Annotated in this window: 8 protein-coding genes and 1 pseudogene; 4 read left to right on the plus strand and 5 right to left on the minus strand. The window is 64.0% G+C overall.

Features of this window, described 5'->3' with window-relative positions; translation table 11 throughout:
* The 3 genes and pseudogenes from ACN0YJ_RS14360 to ACN0YJ_RS14370 form a co-directional block, all read right to left on the minus strand.
* A pseudogene (locus ACN0YJ_RS14360) lies at positions 1 to 354 on the minus strand (hypothetical protein); the annotation flags it as partial.
* A gap of 80 nt (positions 355 to 434) precedes the next feature.
* Entirely contained in the window at positions 435 to 1,532 is a 1,098-nt protein-coding gene (locus tag ACN0YJ_RS14365; RefSeq protein ID WP_417478423.1) for an LptF/LptG family permease, read from the minus strand.
* Positions 1,533 to 1,536: 4 nt separating this feature from the next.
* Positions 1,537 to 2,652, minus strand: coding sequence for an LptF/LptG family permease (locus tag ACN0YJ_RS14370; protein ID WP_417496601.1), 1,116 nt, complete (start codon positions 2,650 to 2,652; stop codon positions 1,537 to 1,539).
* Positions 2,653 to 2,774: 122 nt separating this feature from the next.
* Between ACN0YJ_RS14370 and ACN0YJ_RS14375 the strand changes: the two genes are divergently transcribed.
* Genes ACN0YJ_RS14375 through ACN0YJ_RS14390 form a run of 4 tightly spaced genes read left to right on the plus strand, consistent with a single transcriptional unit; the run spans position 2,775 to position 5,461 of the window.
* Entirely contained in the window at positions 2,775 to 4,253 is a 1,479-nt protein-coding gene (locus ACN0YJ_RS14375) for a leucyl aminopeptidase (protein WP_417489938.1), read from the plus strand.
* Between the two features lie 45 nt (positions 4,254 to 4,298).
* Positions 4,299 to 4,751, plus strand: coding sequence for a DNA polymerase III subunit chi (locus ACN0YJ_RS14380; RefSeq protein WP_417496602.1), 453 nt, complete (start codon positions 4,299 to 4,301; stop codon positions 4,749 to 4,751).
* On the plus strand, positions 4,748 to 5,050 hold the full coding sequence (locus ACN0YJ_RS14385; protein WP_417489936.1) for an I78 family peptidase inhibitor: 303 nt from the start codon (positions 4,748 to 4,750) through the stop codon (positions 5,048 to 5,050). Before ACN0YJ_RS14380 ends, ACN0YJ_RS14385 begins: the two co-directional genes overlap by 4 nt.
* Before the next feature lie 18 nt (positions 5,051 to 5,068).
* Complete coding sequence (locus ACN0YJ_RS14390) at positions 5,069 to 5,461, plus strand: hypothetical protein (protein WP_417496603.1); 393 nt, start codon at positions 5,069 to 5,071, stop codon at positions 5,459 to 5,461.
* Positions 5,462 to 5,479: 18 nt separating this feature from the next.
* Here the strand turns inward: ACN0YJ_RS14390 and ACN0YJ_RS14395 are convergent, their stop codons facing one another.
* Positions 5,480 to 6,400 carry a calcium/sodium antiporter gene (locus ACN0YJ_RS14395; protein ID WP_417496604.1) on the minus strand — a complete coding sequence of 307 codons (921 nt, stop codon included), beginning with the start codon at positions 6,398 to 6,400 and terminating at the stop codon, positions 5,480 to 5,482.
* A 96-nt stretch (positions 6,401 to 6,496) separates the two neighbouring features.
* Positions 6,497 to 6,892, minus strand: a complete 396-nt coding sequence (locus ACN0YJ_RS14400; protein WP_417496605.1) for a TspO/MBR family protein — start codon at positions 6,890 to 6,892, stop codon at positions 6,497 to 6,499.
* Positions 6,893 to 7,113: the final 221 nt, after the last annotated feature.

A 7,113-nucleotide genomic window follows, 5' to 3' on the forward strand; every position in this document is an offset into this window, starting at 1 on the left:
GGTGGCAAAGCCGAGCGCGAGGCCCGCTGACATTTCAGAGTCGAGCTCGACCTCGTCAGCATATTGCGGATGGGGGCCCTGACCGTGGATGATCACATTACCGCGGGCGATGATGCGATTCAGATCGGGATGATATTCCAGCTCGTCGGCATAGAGCGTGCGGTCGCTCTGGCGCGCGCGGACGTGCCCGGTCGCCAGAAACCCGGCGCCGTCGCCCAGGTCTTCCAGATTGTCGGCTTCCAGATAGACGGGTGCGTCATCGGTCTCCGCAGTCTGGGCCAGGACCGCAGGCGACAGGACGAGCACGCCAGAGCCCATCAATGCAGCCGCGAGGCGGCTAAACTGCGACGCCATGCGTCACTCCTTGTCTGATCCGGTCAGGTTCGAATACCGGGCTTTATGACTAACGGAAGCCGCCGCAGTCGTCCATCGCGTCATCCGTCCTCGGTCGAGGCGATGTAGCTCATGGCGAGAAGGGCGGTCAGCGCCGGTGCTGTCCAGGCGGCCGTGGCAGCGGGAAGGGCGCCGGTCGCACCGAGCGAGCCAAGCACTTCCTGCAGGAAAAACATCAGAAAACCAGCCAGGCCGCCAGCCAGTGCGAAAGCTGCCGCGCCGCCAAGACGGTGCAGTCTCAGGGTCGCTGCCGCCGCGATCAGGGTCGCCGCGAGCAGGGTCAGCGGCAGGGCGAGCAACCGGTGCAGGCGCAGCTCATAGCGCTCGGTTGCGAGGCCCGCCTCATTCGCCGACGCAATCAGGCCGGGAAGGTCCCAGACCGAAACGCCATCCGGTGAACGGGCCCGCTCGAACAGGGCCTGGCGGTTGATCAGGGTTGGAATCGTCACCAGGCCGAGATCGAGGGCCGCGCTGTTCGGCGTCCGCTCGACGGCCTCGGTGACTTCCCAGAACCCGTCTCGCAGGCTGGCGCTGGCGGCATCAATCCGGCGCTCGAGTTGGGGAACGCCTTCGGCATTGACCGAGAAATACATGAAGGCTGGGGTCATCAGGCGCTGGCTGCCTTCATCGAGCGCCAGGGCGGCGATGACCGTGAAGCCGTCCAGATTGGTTTCGCGCAGCCAGACCGGCTCCTCGACATTGGCGCTGCGGCGCACATCCATCAGCGCGTCGCGGCGGTGTTCAAACTCGGCATTGCCGGCCGAGCCCAGCGGGTTCAGCGCCAGCGTTCCCAGCAGCCCGCCGACCAGCGCCAGGCCGATCGGTGCCGACAGAATGCGCCAGGCCGACATGCCGGAGGCGCGCATCACGATCAGCTCGCTGGACCGATTGAGCCGGAAGAGCGAGGTCAACACGCCAAACAGGAAGACGAAGGGCAGGGTGGTCTCGATCAGGGACGGGGTCTTGAGCAGGGTCAGCCAGAGCAGATCGAGCGAGCCGATATCGACCCGGGTGCCGATGGCGCGGGATTGCTCGACAAAATCGACCAGGATAATGACCGTGCTGATCACCAGCAGGGCGAGGCACAGCCCGACCAGGGTCTGCACCATCATATAGCGATTGAGGCGGCTCAGCAGCATGGGCTCAGGCTCCGTCGGCCAGATGGCGGGCCGGGCGCACGCGCGTGGGCCAGTAAATGACCGTCACGGCGCCGAGACAACCCAGCAAGGGCACCAGATACTGGCCGGCATTGACCGCGCCATCGACGACACTGGCCGACTGGACCGCAAATCCGGTCAGTCGCAGGGACAGGCCGAGCCCGACGGCCACCATGACGCGGCGGCCATAACCCATACGCGAATAATCGCCGGCCAGGAAAACGGCGGCGGCGATGAGCACAAAGGCGAGATTATAGAGCGGCGAGGACAGCCGGTAATGCGCTTCCGCCCAGGCGCGCTCCGGACCGCCGCTGCGGGCAATCGTGCTGGCATCGGGCCAGATCAGCTCGTGCAGGAAACGGTCGCTTTCCTTGAAGAACATCGCGTCGATCGGGCCGATAAACTCGCCAAGGTCAAATTCGGTGCGGTCGAAGGTGACATAGCCCAGTTCGCCGGCGGCATCGATCTGCTGCCGGTTGCCGTCGGCCAGTACCATTGAGGACTGGGTTGAGGACCGCACGATGAAACCTTCGCGCGCCGTGATCGTGATCGGCTCATTGGCGACGCGGGTATCGTGGATCAGCACGTCTTGCATATGTCCGTCACGGCCGCGCTCGCGGGCATAGAGCGTCACGCCCGCACCGATCTGGGTGAAGGCGCCCGGCGTGATCAGGCTGGCGGCGGCATCAGAGCGCAGATCGTGCAGGCTGCGGCGCATTTCGCGGTAGGCCAGCGGCTGGACGAAGAGATTGATCGCAAGATTGAAGATCATGACATAGACGGCGAGCCTGATCAGCGGTGACAGGACGGCGAGCCGGCTCATCCCCGAGGCCGAGGCGATCACGAACTCGCTATCGGCCGCGAGCCGGTTCATGCCCGACAGGATGGCGATGAAGATGGCGATTGGCACCAGCAGGGCGGTCAATTGCGGCAGGGCCAGCAGTGTCACCTTGAGAAAGGTGAAGGCGGTTTGCGAATAGCCCGACACCAGATCGACATTCGACAGGCTCTGCGTCAACAGCGCCAGACCGGCCAGGGCCGAGACCGCCGTGATGAACGGCCAGAGCATCTGCCGGAAGAAATAGCGTTGAACCAGAATCATGACCGAATTTTCGCTGCGTGATGCGCCTTCTATCTCACGTCTGGATCGGATACCACTTCCGCAATCCATCTTTTCGGTTCCATCTGCATTTTGGAGCCCCCGCTTTTCGAGAAGGTCAAGCCATGAAGATCGAATTCATCACTGCCGCTTCCGCTACCGGAGCCATCGCCGTTCCAGCCTTTGACAAGGCCTCGCTCTCGGCCGCGGCCCAGTCGGTCGATTCCGCGACTTCGGGCGCGCTCGGCCGCGCTATTGCTGCATCGCGCTTCAAGGGCGGCGCTGGCGAGACACTGGAAATCATCGCACCGGCCGGCATTGATGCGGGGCGCGTCGTGATTTTCGGCCTTGGCGACAAGGCCAAGCTGAATGAGAGCGTGCTGGAGAAAGCCGCTGCCGCCGTGGTCGCCAAGCTTCTGACCGGTGGCGAAACCGCGGTGACGCTGCGCCTCGATGGCGAGACCAATGGCGAGGGCGCGGCCCGCGCTGCCCTTGGTGCCCGCCTGGCTGCCTACCGTTTCGACCAGTACCGCACCAAGCTTTCCGACGACAAGAAACCCTCGCTGACCAAGGTCGCGATCGCCGTTGACGATGTCGATGCGGCCAAGTCGGCCTGGGCCAATTGGGGCGCGGTCGCTGATGGTGTCGATACCGCACGCGAACTGCTCAACCAGCCGCCCAACATCCTCAACCCCGAAACCTATGCCAAGCAGATCCAGGGCATGGCCAAGCTCGGTCTCGAGATTGAAATCCTCGACGAGGCGCAAATGCTCGAACTGGGCATGCACTCCCTGCTCGGTGTCGGCCAGGCGTCGGAATTCGAGAGCCATATCGCAATCATGCGCTGGAATGGCGGCAAGGCGGGCGAAAAGCCGCTGGTCTTCGTCGGCAAGGGCCTGACCTTCGATTCGGGCGGTATCTCCCTGAAGCCGGGCGCCGGCATGGACGAAATGAAGGGCGATATGGGCGGTTCCGCTGCCGTGGTCGGCCTGATGACCGCCCTGTCGGGCCGCAAGGCCAAGGTCAATGCGATCGGTATTGTCGGCCTGGTCGAGAACATGCCCGACGGCAATGCCCAGCGTCCGGGCGATATCGTCACCTCAATGTCCGGCCAGACGATTGAAATCCTCAACACCGATGCCGAAGGCCGTCTCGTCCTCGCCGACGTTCTCTGGTATGCGCAGCAGACCTTCGATCCGAAACTCATGATCGACCTGGCGACCCTGACCGGCGCCGTCCTGATCGCGCTCGGCAATACGCGCGCCGCGATCTTCTCCAATGACGACACGATCGCCGACCGTCTGTTCGCCGCCGGCAATGCGTCTGACGAGCCGGTCTGGCGTCTTCCGCTTGGCCCTGATTACGAGAAGCATATCGAGACCAAGAATGCCGATATGCGCAATGTCGGCGAAGGCCGTCTGGCCGGTTCGATCTCGGCCGCGGAATTCCTCAAGCGCTTCGTCAATGACAAGCCCTGGTGCCATATCGACATTGCCGGCACGGCGATGGGCGGCATGAAGGATGATCCGCGTCAGCCGAGCTGGGGCACAGGCTGGGGCGTGCGCATGCTCGACCGTTTCGTGCGCGACAATTACGAAGGCTAGCCTTCGAAACAGGAGAGGGCGGCTTTCGGGCCGCCCTTTTTGTGGATGCCGGCTGATATCTGGTTCTATCATCTCGAGCGTTCCGGGCCGGAAGAGGTTCTGCCGGAATTGCTCGAAAAGACGCTGGCCAAGGGCTGGCGGGCCTTGGTGCGTTCAGGCGATGGGGACCGTCTGGCTTCGCTCGACCAAAGTCTGTGGACCGGGCGCGAGGCCAGTTTCCTGCCGCACGGCCGCGCCGACCAGGCCGAAGCCGAGCGCCAGCCCGTCCTGCTCGCCAGCGACGAGGCCAATCCCAATCAGGCGCAATGCCTCTTCCTGCTCGACGGCGCAGTGCCGGAGAATGCCGATGCGTTCGAGCGCGTCATCGTGATGTTTGATGGCCAGGATGAGAGTGCCGTCAATGCGGCACGCCGGCTCTGGAAACAATTGTCGACACCGCAGCGAACTGTCTCATACTGGCGGCAATCACCGGAAGGCCGCTGGGAGAAGAAAGCATGACCCGACGCATCCTGTTACCCGTTCTGGCCGCACTGGCCGTTTCGGCCTGCGCCGCGACCGGCAATGGCGAGCCGCCGGTGACAAGCCTGCCCGGCTTTGAACCTGCCGCCGACCCGTGCGGCGCCGAAGCGCGTGGATATCTGATCGGCCAGCCGATCCGTGAAGTTGATCTGGAAAGCCTGGCGCGCATCGTGCGCCCGATCCATCCTGGCCAGCCGGTCACCATGGATCACCGGCCGGACCGTCTCAATATTGACCTCGACGGCGACGGGGCCATCGTCCGTCTCTGGTGTGGCTGACCGCCTGGAGTTGATCTGATGAAGCCTGTCCTTGCCCTGTTCACCGGCCTCGCTGCGGGCGTCCTGCTCACCGGCTGTGCCTTCGATGGCGCGCCTGCGCCCCGGGCCGCCATGCCCGCGCCGCAGCCGCAGGCATCGGTCGTCAGCGAGCCCGCCTCCGACATGCCCTCAATGGGCGCGGTCCAGGATATCGGCACCGCTGCGTTTCAGCGCCCGATCACCGGCTCGTGTGGCATGGAGAATTTCCAGCACCATGTCGGCCAGCCCCGTATCGAGGTCGACAGCCGCACCTTGCCGGCCAATTACCGTGTCGTTGGCCGCTATTCCCGCGTCACGATGGAATACATCCCCGAGCGCCTCACCATCCGCATCGCCGATGATGATACGGTGGAGAGCCTGACCTGCGGCTAGGGGGGGCGCTGCGGGCGATCAGCCCTGCGCAAACCAGATATAGGCGACATAGCTCGCCAGCATGATCGCGCCGATACCGCGGCCAATGGCCGGGCGCGTGACCAGCAAACCTGTCAGGACGAGCGAGGCCACGATCAGTATGGGCAGGTCGAAGCCCAGGAAACGCGACGCCACAGGGATCGGCGTGACCATGGCGGTGACGCCAAGAATGCCCAGGATATTGAAGATATTTGAGCCGACGATATTGCCGATCGCGATTTCCGACTGGCGCCGCAGCGCGGCGATCAGCGAGGTCGCCAATTCCGGCAAAGACGTGCCGACCGCCACGATTGTCAGACCGATGAAGGCTTCGGAAACGCCATAGCCGCGCGCGATGGCGACCGCACCATCGACCAGCATTCTGGCCCCTGCCATCAGGGCAATCAGCCCGGCGAAGACCCAGACTAGCGAGACCAGGTTGGAGGGTGGCGGGGCATCGGTTTCGGCGGTGGGCTCCACCTCGCCCGGCCGCAAATAAGCCCAGGACAGATACATCACCAGGCCTGCAAATAGCACCAGGCCGGACAGGCGCGCGATCTCGCCCGGCGCCAGCACGGGGATCAGCATCAGCGTTGCGGCCATCATGACGCCGGTATCGCGGCGCAGCGTGGCGCCGCTGATACGGATCGGCCAGACCAGCGCAGAGACCCCGACGATCAGCAGGATATTGGCGAGATTCGAGCCGATAATATTGCCGACCGCGATATCGGGAACGCCGCGCAGCGCCGCATCCACCGAGACCAGCAATTCCGGCGTCGAGGTGCCGAACCCCACCACTGTCAAGCCGATCAGCAGGGGCGGAACCGCCATCCGGCGGGCAATCCCGACACTGCCGCGCACTAGCGCTTCACCGCCAAAGAACAGGCCGATCAGCCCGGCCATCACGAAGACATAATCCATTGAATTTCCCCGGTTGGCCCGCAGATGCGGCACACGGTGCCAAAATGTGGATCAGACGATGGGGCTACAAGATGCCGCCGCAAATAACGGCATCGGTCACCGGTTTTGTGCGGTGATGGTGTATTGCAGCACGGTCGCGAAACAGACCCAGATCAGATAGGCGATATTGGCGTAGAGAACCCAGGGCGCGATCGGGTAGATCGTGGCCAGGGCCCAGATCAGCGTGCCCAGCACCAGAGTGATGTCGACGGCCGCCAGCGCATTGCTCCGCAGTCCGAATTGGAGCGGCGTGAAGGCGGCGTTGAAGACCAGATTCAATGCGAAGGGCAGCGCCAGCCAGGCCGAAACCGAACCGGTGAAGGCCAGCCAGAACACAAAGCCAAAGCTGATCGCGATGATCAGGTAGAGCACCGACCAGACGGGGCCGAACAGCCAGGCGGGCGGCGCCCAGGCCGGCTTCTTCAATTGCGCGTACCAGTCCTTGGTTTTCATGTTCTGCCTCACGCGGCCACTTCCCGTTGGAGAGTGTGGGGGCGGAGAGTGTGGGGGCAGTGGGGGCGTGGATCAAGCAAGGGAAGGGCGAGGCCGTCACCAGCTCCGCCCCGGGCTGCGCCCGGCGCACCTCTTCCATCAAGGAAGAGGAGGGCGGTAATCGAGGCGGTGGGTATCATCACCTCCTCTTCGTTGATGGAAGAGGTGGCCGCGAAGCGGTC

This window comes from Maricaulis sp., from assembly GCF_048270095.1.
Lineage (GTDB): Bacteria > Pseudomonadota > Alphaproteobacteria > Caulobacterales > Maricaulaceae > Maricaulis.